Source organism: Cyanobacterium sp. Dongsha4, from assembly GCF_036345015.1.
Classification (GTDB): domain Bacteria; phylum Cyanobacteriota; class Cyanobacteriia; order Cyanobacteriales; family Cyanobacteriaceae; genus PCC-10605.
Genome location: NZ_CP084098.1, coordinates 2,120,898 through 2,140,479 on the forward strand (window position 1 = coordinate 2,120,898; position 19,582 = coordinate 2,140,479).

Genomic DNA, 19,582 nt, shown 5'->3' on the forward strand with positions numbered 1-19,582 from the left:
TGTTATGACCTTGTCATTAAGTTTTTTTCAGTATAACTCAATGATAACTTTTTCTTTCTATTTGTCGAAATTTACTATTTCAATCATCTTCAGTTTTTGACATAACGTGATTGGAATTACCCAACACCACTTCGTGAAAGTAGTTTTAATTGTTTCAATCAGTTAATTTTCAAGGCATTGACGGGGACATCATCCCAAGATTCTACGGTTATTAAACTAACTTCCCACCCCTGTTGCTTTTGCTGAGGTGTTAACTTTGCCAACCAATCAGCATGACATTCCTGTGCGACTTCTTGATTTGTTGTAGCGATACAGGCTTGAAGAATTCCACATCCATCTTTTTGTTGATTTACCCAAATAGTCATGACCTTTAAAAATACATAATTAATTACTTAACAATATAGTTTACATCTTACCTAAGTTCGGAGTTCAGAGAGTTGGTTTTTGGTCGTGAACGGAGTTAAGATAAAAAAGAAGTTTCTTCCTAATACCCCAACACCTTAAGGTTTGAATATATTTAACCCCTACTATCTGCTACCGTCAAATCTCTCCAAATAGGATATTCTTTACTTATATATCGAAATGAGGTAAATCTTGAGAAAGTAAGAAGTCTTTTGACTATGTATTGGAAGTTACATATATAAAATTTAGATTTGAGTTATCCTTATCTATATAACCTCTTTTTACTCACTCTTTATCTTTAGTGAAGGAACAGTTATGATTTCATCGACTATAGCGAATAATCTACCTCAAGACCAAGAAATTTGGAACAGTTTACAAAAAGCCATTGCTAAAAGCTCTGGTTTTCAAAGATGGCAAAAAGAAAACAAGTTTAATGGCACTGTGGAAGAACAAGTCACTCAGTATTTACGTTCTACTTTAGAAACACTAGCTTATTAACATTTACTGCATCTAAGGAATATTTTAAGAATGTTGGTGAGCAGGGGCTTTTATTTGCAAATATCACTTATTTTTAACTTCTAATGGAGGGAGTCCTATTCCCTCCCACGTTTTCCAGAATGACTGGGGTGCAATAAAGTACCAAGCGACACCGATAGTAATTGTAAGGGTAGCAACGGCCAAAAATCCTGATTTGACAATGCTAAAAATGCTGTCTTCTGACCCTACTTTTCTTGAGTTTGAGTTTTTTGTGTTGTTTGTTTTGCCTGATGAAGAACTAATTCCCCTTAATTTGGATGTTTTTGGGAAGTTGTGGGAAGATACTTGATTGTTTTGATGATAGGATAAATTTTCCATTACATCTTGAACTGCTTGAGGTGTTTCATCTGCACGAATCCACTGTTTCAACTGAGCTGAACTGATAATTGCTAAGTTTGTTTGTCCAATTTGATTTAATTCTCGCTTCAAATTACCATCGTTGCTAACAAAAATAATTATTTGTCCAGAATGTCTTAAAGCTAAATCATATACTGATTCTGCGATCGCAATTGATAAACGAGCTTTTTTACTAATACTTTCTCCATCTTTGGCACTTAAAGCAGGATGGGATGACATAGTCGAAGTTATCTGCCAACCGCTATCAGGGAAAAAACGACTAAATTCCCTTGCGATTTTCTCATCTTTGGGAGTGATTGCTCTTTGAGTTAAAAAATTTAATTCCTGTAAAACAACTTCAGGTAAATAACACTCACCCTTGTCACTAAACTCAGTCCAATCACGGGTACATCCTGATAATATTGTGGTTAGTTCAAAAACAAGTATCATAGATAAATATATATTTAATAGCTTTATTTTTTATTAATAAATCCTATTCACTAACTAATGTCTATTTCTACTATACCCACTCAGGATAATTTACAAGTCGTCAATCCTTATGAACGTACAGCTTCCGTTAGTCGTACCACAAAGGAAACTGATATTAATGTCACCGTAAATCTTGATGGTACGGGAAAATGTAATGTTAATACGGGTATTCCTTTCCTTGATCATATGCTACACCAACTTTGTTCCCATGGGCTTCTTGATTTAGATATTCAGGCTACTGGAGACATTGAAATTGATGATCATCATACTAATGAAGATGTTGGTATTACTTTAGGACAAGCCATGGCCCTTGCCGTAGGAAATCGTAAAGGAATCAATCGTTTCGGTCATTTTATTGCCCCTTTAGATGAATCTTTGATTCAAGTGGCTCTTGATTTTTCTGGTCGTCCTCACTTAAGCTACGGGTTAGATATTCCTACTCAAAGAGTTGGTAACTATGATACTCAATTAGTAAGGGAATTTTTCGTTGCTTTGGTCAATCATAGTCAGATAACTCTACACATTCGCCAACTAGATGGTATTAATTCTCATCATATAATTGAAGCAACCTTTAAGGCTTTTGCCCGTGCCATGCGTATGGCTTTAGAGATTGATCCCCGTCGCATTCACGAAATACCTAGTTCTAAAGGGGTTTTATAACAATTAGTCATGACTCAATTAGAAATTAGTAATTAATTAGCTAAATAATCCATCATTCTACATTCTTTATTTTTAATTCTTATGGTTTCTTCTCAATCAAAACATTTATTAATCGCTTCTAGTGAGCCTTATACTGGAAAAACAGCTACAATTTTGGGGATTGCCCATCAGCTACAAAAGAAGGGGGTAAAACTAGGTTATGGTAAGCCCATTGGCACTTGTTTTAATCCTGATGATGGAATGCAAGATGAGCAAGATTTACAATTTATCAGTGAAATTCTCGGTTTGCCTCCCGAAAGAGTCAAAGCACCTTTGTTGTTTTTGGATGAGAAAACTATTACAGATTATCTTAAGACAAGCAATGACTATCAAGATACATTACAGGAATATTGTGATTCTATCGCAGGAGATTTAATTTTATTAGAGGGTGCAGGAAATTTAACTCAGGGTAAGCTATTTAATCTTTCTGTGCCAGAAATAGTGGAAAAAATTTCAGCAGAAGTGCTATTAGTTGTTAAATATGATGGACTATTAATAGTTGATCAAATTCTTCATGCAAAAGAAGTTTTGGACGATCGCCTCTTAGGTGTTTTAATTAATAGTATCCCTAATGATGCCTTAGATCATATTGAAAGTGATCTTAAACCCTTTTTCCAAAGTAGAGGTATTGATATATTGGGAATGTTACCCACTGACAGACTATTACAAAGCGTTAGTGTTAGAGAATTAGTATCTCAATTGAACGCAAGGGTATTGTGTCGAGAAAATCGTCTTGATTTAATGGTGGAAAGTTTAACGGTAGGGGCGATGAATGTTAATTCTGCTTTAGAGTATTTCCGTAAAGGACAAAATATGGCTGTAGTCACAGGAAGCGATCGCACTGATCTACAATTAGCCGCCCTAGAAAGCTCTACAAACTGCTTAATTTTAACAGGACACACTCCTCCTCAACAACTTATTTTAGCAAGGGCTGAAGACCTAGAAATCCCCATTCTGATGGTAGATTGCGATACCCTTACCACGGTGGAAATCATTGATCGAGCTTTTGGTAAAGTCAGACTTCATGAAACCATTAAAGTAGAATGTATGCAAAATCTTATTGAAGAACATTTTGATGTGGATTTATTGTTAAAAAAACTAGGATAGTTGACACTTTAAAACAGGCGTTTTGCCTGTCTTTATGCAGGGCTGTTTCAAAGTAGAAATACAAAAACGCTAAAACTATTGCCAGTAAAAGAATATAGGGTTTTAGAACTTTGAGGATTAAGAAGTAGTTAAAAATGTTGAGATTATCAATTTATAACCATAAACCATTAAAAACTATTGCCCATTGCCTATTCCCCATTCCCCGCCTTAACCAGAAAATTTTAGAATGAAACAGCCCTGCTGTCTTTACGGGGTATCTATATCAAAAAGAGAATCGTTAAACTTTTGCTCCTTGCCTACCAACACCTAACGATTGAGATGTATCCTAGCTTATTAAATAGTTGACCATGTCGAACTCAGGTTAAAATAAGGGTATGAGTTAAGTAAAAGAGGGTGAGACAATGGCTATTATATTTGGTACATCTCGCAATGACATTCTTCGGGTAAAAGATTCTTTTAATCGGGTTTTAGGTAAAGGTGGGAATGATGTTATCTATGCCGACGGTTTTACTAACACTATCTATGGGGATGACATAACAGAAAAAGTTGATGATGGTAACGATACAATCTTTGGTTCTTCTCGTTTAGGTAGTAGAGATATAATTTATGGTGGTGGGGGAAATGATCTTATTTACGGCAATGAGGGCAATAATTATCTTAATGGCGGTAGTGGCAATGATAACCTTATAGGGGGTTCTAGCTATGATATGCTTTTGGGAGGTAGTGGTAGTGATACCTTAACTGGTGGTGGTGGTATAGATTGGTTTGTTTTTGATAACACTCATAATTCCTTAGACAGAATTAACGATTTTAATAATGGTGCTGACAAAATACTTATAGATACCAGTATTCTTAACAATAGCATTGATCTAAGCACTTTAAGTAACGCCAATCATATTTTTAAAACCACTACCTTTGCTAATGGTACTCAATTTTATCAATTAAATCCTAGCGATTTTCTTTGGCTCGATCGCAATGGAGATTCTACAGACGGCATTTTCGCAGGAGTTACAGAAGAAATAGTTGTTGTATATAATAATGGCGTTGGCACAAATCCCAATTCATCAAATCCTTTAGAACAACCACCTGTAATTTATTACAATGATGGTACTCAATATCAACAACTAGCAATGTTAAGTAATGGTGCTTTACCCCAAGCTAATAATTTTATACTTTACTCCTAAAATGGAACACAGAAAAATCAATAAGTCTATATTTGTTATTAATTCTTTTGTTTGACATCTTTTAAAAACAGAGAGTTTCGTATATAGTTTTTGTTGCTTTTTATGACCATTGTTTGATTAAATTATCAGCATCCCCCTCATTCACTGGGCGTGAATATAAGTATCCTTGTCCATAATTACAGTTAATATTCTTCAAAATTTGTGCCTGAATTTCTGTCTCAATTCCTTCGGCAACTACATCTAAGGAAAGGTTATGGGCTAGGTTGACAATTGCTTCTACAATAGGACTAGACATATTCGTAGAAGTTAACGGTTGAATAAAAATGCGATCGATTTTTAGGGTATTGAAAGGTAAACGATGTAAATAACTTAAAGAAGAATATCCTGTGCCAAAATCATCTAAAGATATTTTTAAGTTACGCTCTTGTATCTGTTCTAAAACTTCCTTAGCATATTCAAAATTATCCATTAAAATACTTTCTGTTATTTCAATTTTTAAGAGTTTACGATCAATATTATTTTCTTCCAAAATATGATCAAGTTCAGGGAGAAAATTAGGGTGTAATAATTGTTTACTAGAAACGTTAACCGCTATGAATAATTCTAAATTAGGATATTTTTTTTCCCATTTTTCTATCTGTTTGATAGCTTGAGATAAAATCCAATTTCCTAAAGGGATGATTAAACTTGTTTCTTCTGCAATGGGAATAAACTCCGCAGGAGAAATAAATCCTAAACTGGGACTATGCCACCGAATTAACGCTTCAAATCCTGCAATAATCCCCGTTTTTAAGTTAATTATTGGTTGATAATATAATTCTAATTCTTCATTTTCTAAGGCTTTAACTAATGCCGATTCTAAGTTTAATCTTTTCAGTAAATCTGTGTGCATAGAAGCACTAAATACTTGATAGCAATTTCCGCCTTTTCCTTTCGCATGATACATGGCAATGTCCGCATCTCGTATCATTTCCTCTGGTTTTTTATAACCAAAAGAACTTAAAGTAACCCCGATGCTTACAGAGGAGTAAACTTCTTGATTTTGTAGAGTAGTATTAAATAAACAAGCAAGTCTTATTTCCTCAACTATATCATAGACTTCTTTTTCCAAAGTTATATCAGGTAACAAAACAATAAACTCATCACTACTTATTCTCGCAACGGTATCTTTTTCGGTTACGCAATCGACAATTTTATCCGCAATTATTCTTAGTAATTCATCTCCTATTTTATGTCCTAAACTATCGTTAATTTTTTTAAATTTATCCATGTCAATCAGGAGAATTGCACACTGCTTTTGAGAGTCATATTTACGGATATAAAAAAACTGTTTTAGTCTATCTGTTAATAAAAATCTATTGGGCAAACCTGTTAATTTATCATAAAAAGCATCATAAAATATTTGTTGTTCCATTATTTTTAATTCAGATATATCTACTATTTGTTGAATAAACTGAATAATTTTGTCTTCGTTATTTCTTAAAGCTGTGATATTGACAATGGTATGAACAATTGAACCATTACTGGCTAAAAATCTTCTTTCTTCACTGTATTGATCTAAATTTTCAGTAATTATTTTATGTTTAAAAAAGGATGATTTTTCTTGATCATCAGGATGATAAAATGTTGCTTCGTTTTTATTTAATAAGTCAATAGCAGAATATTTTAATAAGTCACATAAAGAATGATTAACTTGAAGAATATTACCATCAAAATCTGTGATAATCATACCAATAGGAGCAAGTTCAAAGATTAAGCGAAATTCCTGCTCACTTTTTTCTAATGCTTGTTTAGTAATGGTTCTACTGGTAATGTCTGTTAAAATTCCGTCTATTCTTAGCTTTTTCCCTTTTTCATCATAAACGATATTAGCGCGATCGCGGATATATTTTTCTGTGCCATTTTCAAGAATAATTCCATACTCAATATCATGATATTTAATTTCATCACCTAATAAAGATATGCTGAATAAATTAGCATAATATTCTTGTACTTTTTGTTTATCTTGAGGATTAACTAAATCTAGCCAATAAGTTCTTTTTTTCAAAATTTTACTTAGAGAAGTCTGAAATAATTTTTCCCCTGCTTGATTAATATAAGTTAATTGTAATGTTTGAGGATGAATTGACCAAATAACATCATCTAAAGATGATAATATATCGTAAAGTCTTTCTTGACTTTCTTTTAAAGCAACACTAATTTGCTCTTTTTCTAGTTCTATTTCTTGGGAAATAATTATTCGGCTTATGGTTTGCGAAATCGAATCAATTAAGCTATCAGAATAGTCAGAGTTGGTTTCATTTTGATTAACATTAAAGAAATGCAAAACTCCATAAATTTTTCTATCTATAAAAATAGGAATTCCCAGATAACAGTAAATATTAAATTCGTCTAATTTATTGATTAGAAATTTATCTTTTTTAAGAAAGTCAGTATTAATAATTTGCTGTTGTTTAACAACCTTGGTTGATAAATAGTTAACTAATTCATTTGTTTGAAGATAGATATTATTTTCTAAATTTCCTGAAAATCGATTATAGGAAGCAATAATATTTATTCTGTTTCCAAAAACCTCAGAGATTATGGCAACATCTAAATCTAAAATTTTGGTAATTTCTTTTAAGTAATAATTAAAAACTTGTTGTAAATTCTGATTTGGTAAATTATTTAACTTGTTTACTAAATTCAGTTGCTTATTTAGGGTTTCTATTTCTTCTGTTTTTTTTAGTAGTTTTCGCTCCGTTATATATTTATCAGTAATATCATTTTGAATCCCAATAAAATTAATCACCTCGCCTTCTTGATTATAAACAGGAGAAACATAAACTTCATTCCAAAAAAGTTCTCCATTTTTACGGTAGTTTCTTAATACTATTTTTTGGCTTTCTTTATTTTTAATAGCTTCTCTAAATAATTTTCTTTCCCCTTCTTGCTCATCATTTTGCTGTAAAAAGCGACAATTTTTTCCTTTTATCTCTTCAAAAGAATAGCCTGTTATATTTTCAAAACCCTTATTTACATAAATAATAGAATTACCTTCTTGAGCAGAAGTTATTATAACACCGTTTCGACAAGAATCGATCGCTCTTTGTAACAAGTAAAATTGTTGATGTAAGTAATTACTATCAATTCCATTTTCGATAATGTCGATTATTTTGTGAATAAAGCTAAAAGTTTCATCATGGAAAATATCAGAATTATCCGTATAAAAACCTACTAAATAAACACTTCCTAGTTGAGAATTTGTGAAGGAAAAATTTAACCCTTTTTGGATATTTTTATGATTAAAATCGAGCAATTTAATTACTTCTAAGTTATTATCAATAAAATATCTTCTTGTTTGAGAGTATTTATCTCTAAGTAAGGAAAGAATATTATCTATGACAGACTTTTCTACATTAATTTTGTTCCAGTTTTCATCCGAGAGCAAATAATAAATAGAAGATTGATTGTCTTTATCAAACCAGATAAAATAACTTAACTCTAAACTCAAATCCAGATGAATAATTCTGATTAACTGCTGAAAAATATCCAAATTTCCTTGAGGTATAACTTGGAATAAAATCTCATAGGCAGAAATAATATTTTCTTTATGTTGTAACTTATATTCTAATTGACTTCTAATTGTTTCTATCTGATAGTTTTTTTTCTTATATTCCAAATACTGCTTTCTTAACTGAGTATTTTTTTTATTTAAAAGATATATTATGTAGAAACAGAAACAAATTAAAGATATTAATAAAATTAAAATAAAAGCATTCTGCATACTAAGATTATGATTTGTTATGAAAATATATAATTAATTAAGAATGCAAATAAAAATTGATTGTTTATTAAAGATGAGAACATCACCTAGAATAAAGATATATTACTTGCTGAAACACAAGAAAATGAAAGTAATTTAAAGTTATTTAAAACTATTTTACTATTTTGATATTTGTCTTATTTTGTCAACAATTGCAATATTTTATTCTTTCTTCTAATAATATGTGATAATTTATTTTTGTTCTTAATAGCATAAGGATATTGTATCAAAATTAAGACGCTAAAGTTGCGAATAATTCCATAAGAGTAATAATACTTTGACAAAGCGTCAATATTAGATTTCTTGCAGAAGTTAGGTAACAATCAAAAAATCGACTCTAACCCCATAGAAATTGATTTTAATTTTAATTTTGCATTTGTATTTTAAAAGTCTGTTCGTCATTGGAATAAGATATAATTGAGTGTTTGGGGTAAAAAATAAAGCAATACAACTTATGCAATTCATTGATCAAGTTAAAATTGAGGTACAAGCGGGAAAAGGGGGAGATGGGATAGTTGCTTTTCGGAGAGAAAAATATGTTCCCGCCGGAGGCCCCGCAGGGGGTAATGGTGGCAGAGGGGGTTCGATTATTCTCAAGGCCGTAAATAGGTTACAAACCTTATTAGACTTTAAGTATGCTCGTCATTTTCAGGCAGAAGATGGTAAAAGAGGAGGCCCTAATAATTGTACTGGGGCATCGGGTAAGGATTTAATTTTAGAAGTGCCTTGTGGTACAATGGTTTATGATTTAGAAACTGATGAATTGATTGTTGATTTAGTGGACAATGAACAAACCTTCGTTATTGCCAAGGGAGGCAAAGGAGGTTTAGGTAATAAGCATTTTCTGAGTAACAGTAATCGAGCCCCAGAGTATGCTTTACCCGGTTTAGAGGGGGATTACAGACAATTAAGATTAGAATTGAAGTTGTTGGCGGAAGTGGGCATTATTGGGCTTCCTAATGCGGGTAAATCCACTTTGATTTCTGCTTTATCCTCGGCACGTCCCAAAATTGCTGATTATCCTTTTACTACTTTAGTACCTAATTTAGGGGTTGTGCGTAAACCGACGGGAGATGGTACAGTTTTTGCGGATATTCCGGGGTTGATTGAAGGGGCTTCGATGGGAATTGGTTTAGGCCATGATTTTTTAAGACATATTGAGCGCACAAGAGTTTTATTGCATCTGGTTGATGTTAATAGTGATGATCCAGTCCATGACTATAATATTATTCAACATGAATTACAAGCCTATGACAAAGAATTGGGCGATCGCCCTCAAATTATTGGTTTAAATAAGATAGATACTTTGGATGATAGTCGTCAAAATGAGATTATTGAACAATTTAAAACGGTAACAAAAGATCCTATTTTTCTTATTTCTGCTGTAACACAAAAAGGATGCGATCGCCTTTTACAAGCTATTTGGGATCAGCTAGACTCTTTGCACCAGTAGAGTAATAATTAGATGGTGTTAGGAAGAAAGATGAGGAAAAAGGGGCTTTTAGAGTGTTGGGGTGTTAGGGGTAAACTTATTCTTTAATTGCCTGTTGCCTACCTTAACTGACAAATTTATATCAAACTCAGGTTAACGAAAATACTTTTGAACAAAGTCTAACTATAAAATTAATTATTAATAAACATTAAAAATACATCACTAAAATCCTTTTTATTAAAGGCTTGATGAGTTTTTCTTAGCCAATTAAAAGTATAGGAATTAATAGCTTTAAACTGTTGCTCCGTGGACTCTTGATGATAAGGTTTTAAAACATTAGAAGCAATATTTAAACTTTTCTCAGCCAGTTCTAAATAAAGGGCATTTTCCTTTTGAATACTACTAATTTTTATTAGACTTTTATACAAATCTTTCAGATATTCTATATCTTGTTTTCGCACATCTATTGAATAAGAATTACTACCTAAATTAAATTTTATTTCTATATCTAAATCAACAGTACCAGCCGTTTCTAATTTAATCTCGCTAAAATGATTATTTTTGTAACTATATCTTTTTAGTAAGCGTTTTTTGCTAGTGGCAGAAGTTCCATCAAGATGAATTAAAGCATAGTTTGTAAAGCAATATTCGTCACTTTGAGATTTGATTAGGAAATAAATTTTTTCCCCATCTTCGTGTAAAACGTAATCATCTGAGGCTACTTTATCGTAATCTTTAGGGGAAATTACTTGACCAATATCACTTAAACCTAGTACATCTGAAGCAACTTTTTTAAACATTTTTTTCTTGAATTTAATTACTATTGTGATTGAAATTTATCTTCATTCTAAGAAATAATAGTAAGGAAAAATATAACCTTAATATTAAAAAATAATAAATATAATGTCTGAGTTAAGAAAAGCCGTTCAAGAACTTTATAACACATATCCTTTTCCTCCTGACCCTTTACTTGATGAACCACCGACTGGTTATAATTGGCGTTGGCACTATCAATCAGCTTATAATTTTTGTACTGGCATTAAACCCCATAACGAAAAAATCCGTATTTTAGATGCAGGTTGTGGTACTGGTTCTGGTACAGAGTACTTAATTTTACATAATCCCTACGCAGAAATAATTGCTATTGACATCAGCGAAAATGCTTTAGCGACGGCACAAAAACGCTTGGAGAAATCGGGAGTTTTGGCTAATTTTCACGGTAATATAACTTTTAAACAGTTACCTATTGAGTCAGCAGTTACTTTAGAGGGACATTTTGATTTAATTAATTGTGTGGGTGTATTACACCATTTACCAGATCCTAAAGCAGGTATTAAAGCCCTAGGGGAAAAGTTAGCAGAGGGCGGAATTATGCACATTTTCGTCTATGGGGAGTTAGGTAGATGGGAAATTCAATTAATGCAAAAAGCGATCGCACTTTTACAAAATGATAAGATAGGAGATTATAAAGATGGAGTAAAAGTAGGGAGAGAAATATTTGCTACCTTACCAGAAAATAACCGTTTGGTGAAGCGAGAAAAAGAAAGATGGCAATGGGAAAATCAAAGGGATGAATGTTTTGCAGATATGTATGTCCATCCTTGTGAAACAGATTACAATATTGATACTTTATTCGATTTTATCCATAGTTCGAGTTTAGAATTTATTGGTTTTTCCAATCCTGATATATGGCAAATTGAGAGACTCATCGGCAAAAATCCTGACTTAATGAGTCGAGCAGAAAATCTCAGCCCTATACAACGTTATCGTTTAATTGAATTACTTGATCCTGAGTCTATCACCCACTATGAATTTTTCTTAGCTAAACCTCCTTTACCAAAGTATGATTGGCAGGATGATGAGTTGCTAGGAAAGGCTAAACCAGAATTAAATCCTTGTTTGTACGGTTGGGAAAGTCAAAGTTTATTAGACTATCAATTTAAGCCTGTCACCATTGATGATGAGGAGTTTGGTTTTATGCAATATTGTGCGAAGAATCCCACCGCCAATTTAACGGTAACGGATATTCTTAGTCAAACTAACTTCACTCTATCACAGGTGCGATCGCTTCTTTCTCAGCAACTAATTATTTTATCAAACAAATAAAAATGTTTAGGGTATTGAGGAAATGAGGTGTCAGGTGTCAGGTTGCAGGTGTTAAGGTATTGGGGGGATAAAGGAAGGTTTTTGCCCGTTGCCCTTTTTTCAATTCAAAATTTTCAATCTCCTTTCTGTCCATTTGAAGATAAAAGAAGATAAAGTTGTTAAACATAGATAAACTAAAGCAACAGTAATATATACAGCAAAAGACTGGTAAGTAGTTGCCACAATTAACTGCCCTTGTCTGAATAACTCAGCAAAACCAATTACTGCCACTAAACTGGTATCCTTGATCAAAGTAATAAATTCATTCCCTAAAGGCGGTAAAATTCGGCGGAATGCTTGAGGTAAAATAACCTCTTTCATGGTTTGCCAATAATTCATTCCTAAAGACTCACAGGCTTCCCACTGCCCCGAATCAATGGATTCTATTCCGCCCCTAATAATTTCTGCTAGATAAGCAGTCACATTTAAACTCAAAGCAATAATTGCGGCAGGAAACCGTTGTAAACTCCAAGATAGCCCAATACCTTGAAAAAAGGCAGGTAATCCAAAATAAATGATAAACAGTTGTACTAACATGGGTGTACCTCGGAAAAACTCAACATATATGAGCAATAGGGTTTTGAGAATTTTTCTTCGGGAAATTAAACCAAAAGCGATTAACGAACCACCAATTAAGCCAAAGAAGATAGAAAAGGATGTTAAAGTAATGGTAACTAATGCCCCTTGAGGCAATTTTTGCAACAGTAGTAAAGCTAGAGGTTGATTTGTTAGATTAGGATTATCTTGAGTGTTATTACTGCTAGAATTAGCACTAGCGATTAATGAAGGGGCGATTATCGGTAAGTTTGTTGGTTCTCCTGAAAACCATTTCTTATAAATTGCGTTATAGTTTCCGTTGCGTAAAATTTCGTACAAACCATAATTAATCAAAGCCACTTTGTCAGAATTATTGGGTAAGATTATTCCATAGTATTCTTCTTCTTCAACTGTTCCCACAATTTTTATTTTCTGTAAACCTGCATCTTTAATGGCATAAAGAGTCACAGGAGTATCGTTTAACACTGCATCTACTTTGCCATTGACTAATTCTTGTAATGCCAATACCGCAGAATCAAATGTAATTACTTGGGCATTGGGAATTTTTGAAGCTGCGATCGCACCTGTAGTTCCTATAGCAACAGCAATTTTTTTTCCTTTTAAATCATCATAATTTTTAATAATTTCATTACTTTGTTGCACGGCGATGGCTAATCCTGCCTTAAAATAAGGACTAGAAAAACGAACAGATTTTGCTCTTTCAGGAGTAATAGTAATACCACCAATAGCCGCATCAATAGTATTAGACTGTAAAGCAGGAATTAAACCATCAAAAGGCATAGACTCAAAAACAATATTTAAACCCACCTCCTTGCCAATAGCATTCATCAAATCAATATCAAAACCCTCTAAACCATTACCTGTTGCCGAAGGCATTTCCAAAGGGGGGAAAGTTGGCTCTGTCCCTACAGTAAAAGATATAGATTCATTAGCAAAAGATTTTTTCCCAAAAGGGTTAAAGGTAGTCAATAATATACAAACAAAAATCAGAAATCCAAATATAATTACTTTAGATTTTCGGTGGCGAAAAAGATATTTGAACATATTATGTTAATCTAAGTTTTGGTTAAGCAGATTGAAATAAAAGCCATTCCAAGGTGCGATCAATCCACATAAGTATATTGACACAAAAATTCATTGCTGAACCAAGGAAAGAATGTTCTATTTGTAATGCGTATTTGAGCAAGTAGTTCGAATAAACTTAAAATTTATTAACCAAAAAATTATAGAAAAACATTATGAAATTATGAAATTGTCTGGGGATGAAATTAGATATGAGTTAAATTAGTTAGTTGTTTATATAAAGACATTTGTTAACTCGAATCCAAGATGCACCCTGTTTTACCATATCTTGAATGAACAAACCGTCAGCTTCATAAATTGAGTAGTTATAGCCTACACGACGAGCTTCTTTTATGCAAACAAGTACATTTCCTCTATCCGTACCACCAATTATCGGATGTGCAACAATAACATTACTATCTGGACGATGTTTAAAATCGCATAGAACAACATCAAAGCCTTCTCTTGCTCGTTTCATCATTTCTGACAAGTAATTATCCTCGTAATAACTATCGGCGTTGAAAAAGCAAATAAAGTCAGACGTTGCTTCTTCAATAGCTTGTTTGCATTTACCATGTCCCCAATCATTTAAGTTAGGACATTTAACGATTTTCCATTCAAGAGGGGCATCTCCAAAATATTCATTACTATAGTACAAAACAATATTGTCAGGTTTTTTTATTTGACGTTCTATAATTCTTTTAATACCCTCTATATTTTGCTCATGACAAATAATAGCAATAGTAACCGTTGCACGATAGCTTACAATATAGCAAATCTTTCTGTAAAAAAAATCAATACATTTCTTAATTGCATTAACTATTTTGAGTCTCAATCTAGTGATTGTTGCCATTGTGCTATGATTCTTTTTTTTATATCTGTTGTACTAATTCCTTGATACCGTGGTACATATTTTACTACTTGATGAAATAAATCAAGATCAATATTGCTCACACCCATTTGAATTGGGTAATTCTCAGAGTTCCAATCATCTCCTATAACGATACTAAACATATTGCTATATCCCTGAGCAACAGCATGATTTTTAATGGTATAAAAACATTTTTCACACTCAACATTGGGAATAACCTGATCCACAAAGCTATTAGTTATAATAATCGCTTCTCGCTCTTCATAAGACAGAATAGGTGGTTGTCCTTTATATGTTTCAATAAAATTATCTGTATTTAGCACAACTATCAAGAAATTTCCTATTTGCTTACACTTACGAAATAACTCAACGTGTCCTTTATGTAATAAATCAAATGTCCCGGCAGTATATACTATACGTCTTGTTAATTGTTCCATTCCAACATTTCGATTAATTTACAAAATTCTTTTTTAAGACTCCCAATCAACAAAGTGTAGTTTACACCATGTATAATAAATATCCAACCAGCTTTCAAAAGATTTAAGAGATTTTAATGCAGGTCTAATGCCATCCATCAGCTTAGTATAAACGGAAACATAGTGCCTACATTCTCGGCAGTCTGTGTTAGCAATACAACATTCACTATCATCATAAGAAAAGTCTGTATGGTGTTGTCGATGATATGGCTTGTTCAAAATTACACAATCTTTAGAAATGCCTGTAGTTTCGTCAATATTCCATAATGTTTTACCACTATTGACATATTCGTTATAGTATTTGGAGTAAATTACGGTTTCAGGGTCTTGATCTATTCTTTCTTCTAAGATGTCACGAATTTTTGTTAAATCATCTTGGGTTAGCATTAGATTATCGTCTTTTGTGGACAGACGAAATGTGCTATATTCTTGGGTTTTCTCATTCAATTCAATTTTGTTTTCATATTGACGGGAAGGGCTATAGTGATTAAAGGAAATTTTAACGCCATGATCCTTACAAATTTTTACTACTTCGTTTATGTTATCAATATTTTTTTTATTAATGGTGTACATAAATATTGACTTGTTATCTCCTTGGGCATTTTGTAATGCTTTTTTAAAAACTGAAGCCCCACGAAGATATTCATCGGTTTCAAAGTTTCCCCAAACGGAAATATGCTTCATAAAAGTGATAGCAGGATCAAATTTGAATGTGCCATTGGTGTAAATTAGTCCTCTGTCCCAAAATTTGTTTGCAACTAATAACCTATTTTGTACTAACCCGGGTTCTGCACCGGCAAAGTGAGGATAAGTAATTCCACGTTTCACCTCATTAGCAAAAAAAATTTTATATTCCTCAATATTCTTAATTTCTTCGTATTTAGTTGATAATTCACCCTCAAAGAAAAAACATCCTTCACAACGAAGATTACACCGTTTTGTAATATCATATCCTGAAATTACTATATTACTGGCTTTATCCCTTATTTTAGTATATTTACATTTTAGATCTGAGCGTGAATCAAGATAGGATTGTAATTTACTTTTTTTTCCTGTTTGATGTTGTGACATTAATATACTTTAATATACTTTTTGATTATTGCTTTGATGATAAATAGAGGTAAACATAGTCTGTTTATTTTCACAGGATTATAACCCAAATGTTTGAGATCACAAATAAGTTTTATCAGAAAAAGACAGAACCTCATATAAATAGAAACTTGTTATTATTAGCATTTATTTTAATTTATAAGTAATAACAGTACAATATAACTGATGTTTAGTCGTATTTCTTGTGTAATTAAGTGGATGCAAAAAAGTTTTATCGGAAATTGATTAGATAAAATATATAAAATAAATGTGACAATAGTTTATTTAGGAGAAGAGTATATGAGGGCTTTCGTAGAGAGTAAAAACGATATTTTTCGGCAGTTACAAAATCATCAGAAAACTTTACAAAATTACGGAGTAAAGAGATGTGGTTTGTTTGGATCGTTTGTAAGAGGAGAAGCGACACCAAAGAGTGATATTGATTTGCTCGTAGAGTTTGAACCATCGTTGAAAACTTTTATTAATTTTATGGATTTATGTTTTTTTCTCGAAGAGTTATTTGAGCGTAAAGTGGATGTATTAACTCCTGAATCTTTGAGTCCTATTTTTGGGCATAGGATTTTGGCGGAGGTGGAATATGTGTCATTCTCTTGAGGATTATTTAGCTCATATTCAACTGGAAACATCTTTTATTCTGGAAGTATCTAAAGGATTGGAGAAACAAACATTCGTGAAAAACCCAACTTTAACCAGAGCTATCGTCAGAAGTCTGGAGATTATCGGCGAGGCAACAAAAAAGTTGCCTGATGATTTTAGACAACGCCACTATCAAATTCCTTGGAAACAAATGGCTGGAATGAGAGATAAGTTAATTCATCAATATTTTGGAGTTGACTATGATTTAGTTTGGAATGTGGTTATAAATCAAATCCCTAAACTAGATCAGCAAATTCAACTTATACTAAGTACAAAGACTTACTAATTATTTCTTTAGATGTTTGAATTCGTGGCTCGATTCACTAATGCCCAATTTTCCTTTATTATTCCATTCTTCAAAAATTCTTTTTCTATCTTTATCAACTAGATCAATGAAATCATCTACACTATAGAAATCTCCTTTATATCTGATATGAGTTAATCTTTGAGATTTTTGACTGTTAAAAATTTTATTTACATAAAAAATAGATCGAGCCATTGTTCTTTGGTCTCCATCCTGAATATTAGTTGGTCTTTTATGTAAGGTAATTTCTTGATCCATAAATACAATTTGTCCATCTTGCCAATTCTGGGTGTAAATATATTTTTCTTTATAAGTGACTTTTTTGATTTCATCCATGATGCGATCGCTCTCTGCCCTCGACATCCCCACAAATCCGTCAAAACTATGGCTAGGGATTTTCATTCCGGGTAAACCAGAAGCTGTTTCACTATAAAGCCTCGTTTCCATTCCATCCATGGGAATCATGTTGTAACGAAGAGTGACATTTTGGAGAGAATTGAGTCCGGGAGCCATAAAATTGTCAACCCACTTGTGTTTCACAATAAGTTCTTTAACCATACTTTGCATCTGGGAACTCAAAGATTCATAGGCATCATGAGTACACAAAAACTGTGTTTGACTATTTTCAGTTCCACTTAAACTTTGAAGTCCGATAATTCTTTGACCATCATCAAATGCACATTGATCACTATGCCAGTTCAATTCCCCATTCTGAAAAAAACCTAATGGTCTATTTTTCTTACTTTTCTTGTAACTTATAATACTTGCATATTTAGGCATATTTTCATCGATTTCTTTATTCGGATAACCTACATTAAGAAATATCTCTCTCCAGTGTCTGCCATGAACTTTTTTAGAAATAATTGCTTCATGAATAAGAGCCATACTGGGGTCTCCCCAAGCAATCATAACTTCATTGATTTTTTTTACAGGAATATTTTGATTGACAAAGACAATACATTGTGAAGCACACAATTTACCCAGTTCGATAATTTCTTCTTGACAATCCCAGTCAATATCATAGGCTTCAACTCCAACACTTGCTCCATAATTTGACAATGGTTTTGTTTTCATTTTGATAATTACTCTATATAAACAATATTTTTTATAACTGATTTAATCATAGATTGAGTGAAGAAGAATACTATGTATGCTATGCTTTTACCAAATATTAGTCAAGTAAAATCTTTTAAATCGAACATCCTATTGACGTCATCTAATGAGTCTCATATAGTTTGTTTTTTTGAATCAATCTAAAAAAAAGATAAAGTGAAGATATAAAAAATCAGGTGAAAAAAATTATTGAGTGGAATATCGCTCCAAATATTCTTAAAAAAATTAAACGAAAACTCAATCTGGTCAAGAAATTCTGCGAAGACCTTATATGGGTGTTATGCCGTCGGCTACGGTTTAAAATAGCTAGTATTGTGGCAATTTTACCATTAGATTACTCTGTGCAAAATAGCATTGCTCATCAACTCGGACGTATATTGACTCCTTTTCGTAGGTTACATCCTCTTTTGTTGTCATCCTTTCAGACTGCCCTCGGAGTTAATTTGGCTGAAGCGAAAATTATCTTAAATCAATGGGAAGCTAGTAAAGGACTTAGTACTTTAAACATATTTAGATATTCCCAAATAGATAAAGAATGGTTACAACGATATGTAGAAATTGATGACATTTCAGTTTTAGGACAAATAGCAAAGAAGGGGGGATTAGTCCTTACTTATCATACTTTTCACCAAGATATATTACCTATAATTCTTAGTTCTATAGGAATATGTTTGATAACAGTCGGGGCGAATCCATTTAAACATTTGCATTATCGTCATGTCACTCGGTATAAGTATCTTAGACATAAAGCTATAGACGAGAAATTAAAATTATCTGGGGGGAATATTATTTACACTGATGATAAACGTAATTTGATAAAAAGTGCAAAAACAGCTTTTGCTAACGGAGATGTGGTTTTGTTGGCTTGTGATACCCATCACATAAACAGCAAATTCCCTCCTCTAAATTTATTAGGACTTCCTATTCGGATAAATGCAGGAGGAATGTTACGATTAGCGAAAAAAGCGAAAGTTCCCGTCTATTTTGCCCTTTTTTATACCAATTTGACAGAAGGATATAATCTTCATCTAAAGGCTATGCCACCACTAACCAATATTGAACAAGATATGCAAGGATATTTCGATTTTTTGGAAACACATTTACAGAATGTACCATGGGCTTGGGAGGGGTGGTGGTGGTATCACAGTATGTTAGATTGGGCATTGTTTCCAGCACATCCTACTATAAAGATGATCGATATGATAAGATTGCGCCCATAAACTTAAACGAATACATTAATCTTGTATTCGTAATATATCTCGTTGCAGATTTTTAATAAATAATCAAAGATAAATATGTTACTTAATTAAATCAAA

The 19,582-nt window shown here is 32.5% G+C and carries 18 protein-coding genes; 9 read left to right on the top strand and 9 right to left on the bottom strand.

Going from position 1 to position 19,582, the window contains the following annotated elements; translation table 11 throughout:
• Positions 1-158: 158 nt before the first annotated feature.
• Entirely contained in the window at positions 159-365 is a 207-nt protein-coding gene (locus tag Dongsha4_RS09210; protein WP_330205358.1) for a glycogen debranching protein, read from the bottom strand.
• A 352-nt stretch (positions 366-717) separates the two neighbouring features.
• Here Dongsha4_RS09210 and Dongsha4_RS09215 point away from each other — a divergent pair, with 352 nt between their 5' ends.
• Entirely contained in the window at positions 718-900 is a 183-nt protein-coding gene (locus Dongsha4_RS09215; RefSeq protein ID WP_330205359.1) for a hypothetical protein, read from the top strand.
• 63 nt (positions 901-963) lie between these two features.
• On the opposite strand, the gene Dongsha4_RS09220 is transcribed toward Dongsha4_RS09215, so the two are convergent.
• Positions 964-1,725 carry a PIN domain-containing protein gene (locus Dongsha4_RS09220; protein WP_330205360.1) on the bottom strand — a complete coding sequence of 254 codons (762 nt, stop codon included), beginning with the start codon at positions 1,723-1,725 and terminating at the stop codon, positions 964-966.
• 57 nt (positions 1,726-1,782) lie between these two features.
• On the opposite strand from Dongsha4_RS09220, the gene hisB reads away from it, so the two are divergent.
• The 3 genes from hisB (at position 1,783) to Dongsha4_RS09235 (ending at position 4,754) form a co-directional block, all read left to right on the top strand.
• On the top strand, positions 1,783-2,424 hold the full coding sequence (hisB, locus tag Dongsha4_RS09225) for an imidazoleglycerol-phosphate dehydratase HisB (RefSeq protein ID WP_330205361.1): 642 nt from the start codon (positions 1,783-1,785) through the stop codon (positions 2,422-2,424).
• A gap of 81 nt (positions 2,425-2,505) precedes the next feature.
• A complete protein-coding gene (locus Dongsha4_RS09230) occupies positions 2,506-3,570 on the top strand; it encodes a phosphotransacetylase family protein (protein WP_330205362.1) in 1,065 nt (354 codons plus the stop codon).
• Positions 3,571-3,971: 401 nt separating this feature from the next.
• Positions 3,972-4,754, top strand: coding sequence for a hypothetical protein (locus tag Dongsha4_RS09235; protein WP_330205363.1), 783 nt, complete (start codon positions 3,972-3,974; stop codon positions 4,752-4,754).
• Between the two features lie 100 nt (positions 4,755-4,854).
• On the opposite strand, the gene Dongsha4_RS09240 is transcribed toward Dongsha4_RS09235, so the two are convergent.
• Positions 4,855-8,415 carry an EAL domain-containing protein gene (locus Dongsha4_RS09240; RefSeq protein WP_330202125.1) on the bottom strand — a complete coding sequence of 1,187 codons (3,561 nt, stop codon included), beginning with the start codon at positions 8,413-8,415 and terminating at the stop codon, positions 4,855-4,857.
• Positions 8,416-9,013: 598 nt separating this feature from the next.
• Here Dongsha4_RS09240 and obgE point away from each other — a divergent pair.
• Positions 9,014-10,012, top strand: coding sequence for a GTPase ObgE (gene obgE / locus Dongsha4_RS09245; RefSeq protein ID WP_330202126.1), 999 nt, complete (start codon positions 9,014-9,016; stop codon positions 10,010-10,012).
• A gap of 170 nt (positions 10,013-10,182) precedes the next feature.
• Here obgE and Dongsha4_RS09250 read toward each other — a convergent pair whose 3' ends face one another.
• Positions 10,183-10,791: a PH domain-containing protein gene (locus tag Dongsha4_RS09250; RefSeq protein WP_330202127.1), complete on the bottom strand. Its 609-nt coding sequence runs from the start codon at positions 10,789-10,791 to the stop codon at positions 10,183-10,185.
• 103 nt (positions 10,792-10,894) lie between these two features.
• Here Dongsha4_RS09250 and Dongsha4_RS09255 point away from each other — a divergent pair, with 103 nt between their 5' ends.
• On the top strand, positions 10,895-12,097 hold the full coding sequence (locus Dongsha4_RS09255) for a class I SAM-dependent methyltransferase (protein ID WP_330202128.1): 1,203 nt from the start codon (positions 10,895-10,897) through the stop codon (positions 12,095-12,097).
• A 99-nt stretch (positions 12,098-12,196) separates the two neighbouring features.
• On the opposite strand, the gene Dongsha4_RS09260 is transcribed toward Dongsha4_RS09255, so the two are convergent.
• The 4 genes from Dongsha4_RS09260 to Dongsha4_RS09275 form a co-directional block, all read right to left on the bottom strand.
• Positions 12,197-13,738 carry an ABC transporter permease subunit gene (locus Dongsha4_RS09260; RefSeq protein WP_330202129.1) on the bottom strand — a complete coding sequence of 514 codons (1,542 nt, stop codon included), beginning with the start codon at positions 13,736-13,738 and terminating at the stop codon, positions 12,197-12,199.
• A 244-nt stretch (positions 13,739-13,982) separates the two neighbouring features.
• Positions 13,983-14,609, bottom strand: coding sequence for a glycosyltransferase (locus Dongsha4_RS09265; RefSeq protein WP_330202130.1), 627 nt, complete (start codon positions 14,607-14,609; stop codon positions 13,983-13,985).
• On the bottom strand, positions 14,588-15,064 hold the full coding sequence (locus Dongsha4_RS09270; RefSeq protein WP_330202131.1) for an adenylyltransferase/cytidyltransferase family protein: 477 nt from the start codon (positions 15,062-15,064) through the stop codon (positions 14,588-14,590). Before Dongsha4_RS09270 ends, Dongsha4_RS09265 begins: the two co-directional genes overlap by 22 nt.
• 33 nt (positions 15,065-15,097) lie before the next feature.
• Complete coding sequence (locus tag Dongsha4_RS09275; protein ID WP_330202132.1) at positions 15,098-16,174, bottom strand: hypothetical protein; 1,077 nt, start codon at positions 16,172-16,174, stop codon at positions 15,098-15,100.
• 288 nt (positions 16,175-16,462) lie between these two features.
• Here Dongsha4_RS09275 and Dongsha4_RS09280 point away from each other — a divergent pair, with 288 nt between their 5' ends.
• Both Dongsha4_RS09280 and Dongsha4_RS09285 read left to right on the top strand, forming a co-directional pair.
• A complete protein-coding gene (locus Dongsha4_RS09280; RefSeq protein ID WP_330202133.1) occupies positions 16,463-16,807 on the top strand; it encodes a nucleotidyltransferase family protein in 345 nt (114 codons plus the stop codon).
• On the top strand, positions 16,791-17,135 hold the full coding sequence (locus Dongsha4_RS09285) for a DUF86 domain-containing protein (protein WP_330202134.1): 345 nt from the start codon (positions 16,791-16,793) through the stop codon (positions 17,133-17,135). The genes Dongsha4_RS09280 and Dongsha4_RS09285 overlap by 17 nt, the downstream gene beginning before the upstream one ends.
• Here Dongsha4_RS09285 and Dongsha4_RS09290 read toward each other — a convergent pair whose 3' ends face one another.
• Positions 17,136-18,227 carry a TauD/TfdA dioxygenase family protein gene (locus tag Dongsha4_RS09290; protein WP_330202135.1) on the bottom strand — a complete coding sequence of 364 codons (1,092 nt, stop codon included), beginning with the start codon at positions 18,225-18,227 and terminating at the stop codon, positions 17,136-17,138. It abuts the gene before it with no gap.
• A 215-nt stretch (positions 18,228-18,442) separates the two neighbouring features.
• Here Dongsha4_RS09290 and Dongsha4_RS09295 point away from each other — a divergent pair, with 215 nt between their 5' ends.
• The gene (locus Dongsha4_RS09295) at positions 18,443-19,486 is read left to right on the top strand and encodes a hypothetical protein (protein WP_330202136.1); all 1,044 of its coding nucleotides are present in this window, start codon (positions 18,443-18,445) and stop codon (positions 19,484-19,486) included.
• The last annotated feature ends 96 nt before the right edge of the window (positions 19,487-19,582 follow it).